Genomic DNA, 1025 nt, shown 5'->3' with positions numbered 1-1025 from the left:
AAAAGAACCGCATGATAAATTGGATACAACAGATGCTTTTGCGCCGCAAAAAGACGGACAAAGGCAGAATGACACTCAGGAAGGTACAGGAAGAGTATGGCGAGAACGACGTATGCATGGGAGAACTCCTTGATGCCCTTCCTGCCGACGGACTTTCCATAGAGGAAGCGTTCGGGCTGGCTGTCGCCGCCAAGAAATGGGCGGACGGAGACCGTTTCTACCGGAGTATCAACGATGGGGAACCGGAAGAATTGTAAACAACAACAGAACAATGAAAACAAGGAAAAATGGACAGATATGATTTCATAAGATTCGGGGAACAGGTACGCTGGTACAACGAAAGCGAGGACCTGATGGAAACCATGCAGGTGTGTTGCCCCGTATATCCTCCCGTGCAGGGCGACACAAGGGTACAGCTGGTATCCGCCGGAATAGAGGCGCTGCAATCGGGATACGGGTCGGAAAAGACGGTCAGGGCCTCGCAGCTCGTGCCCTTCATAAGCCACTTCGGCAGGGGATACTGGGAGGCCCTCACACAGGCGGCGGACAACGGGGCAGGCACGGACCTGCTCGAAGCGATGATCAGAAACGGCTCTCTGGGCCTGGGGGAACAGATATGCCTGCTTTGTGGCAAGGCGTCGGCAAGCGTGCACGCTGCATTCTGCAGGGTATATCCCGAAGAGGGAAGCCTGCTCGACGTCATCGAGTGGCAGGGAAAGGAGTACCCCATAAGGAAGCTGACACTGTTCCGGGGGACGGAACAGGAAATGGAAACAACCGTATCGGTCACCGCGTTGCAGAAGAAGCTCATCGGACGCAGGAGCGGCGCACCCGTTTCAAAAGCCGCGGAAAGGATCGACGAAGGTATTTATTATTACTGTGAACAGGAAAAGGAGTTTCTCCTCCCGCAAGAAGGCCTCACCGCATTTGTAGAAAGGGGATGAAACTGGGAAATGATACGATATACACAGATAAAGACAATTGAAAATGAAAAAAGAACCGAGTAAAACGCAAGAAAACGGCAT

Annotated in this window: 2 protein-coding genes; both read left to right on the top strand. The window is 52.7% G+C overall.

The annotated features are described in order from the left end of the window. Positions 1-257: hypothetical protein (locus tag LPH68_RS26405; protein WP_230297288.1), on the top strand; the 257-nt coding region annotated here is incomplete at its 5' end. Positions 258-287: 30 nt separating this feature from the next. Continuing rightward, positions 288-944, top strand: coding sequence for a hypothetical protein (locus LPH68_RS26400; protein ID WP_196069332.1), 657 nt, complete (start codon positions 288-290; stop codon positions 942-944). Positions 945-1025: the final 81 nt, after the last annotated feature.

The organism is Bacteroides sp. 1_1_30 (assembly GCF_020982715.1).
Classification (GTDB): Bacteria; Bacteroidota; Bacteroidia; order Bacteroidales; family Bacteroidaceae; genus Bacteroides; species Bacteroides xylanisolvens.
This window is presented reverse-complemented; position numbering and strand designations above follow the sequence as displayed.

Bases quoted from the DNA above. Each gene is read 5' to 3' on its own strand.
- LPH68_RS26400 (WP_196069332.1), top strand. From the start codon at position 288: ATGGACAGATATGATTTCATAAGATTCGGGGAACAGGTACGCTGGTAC.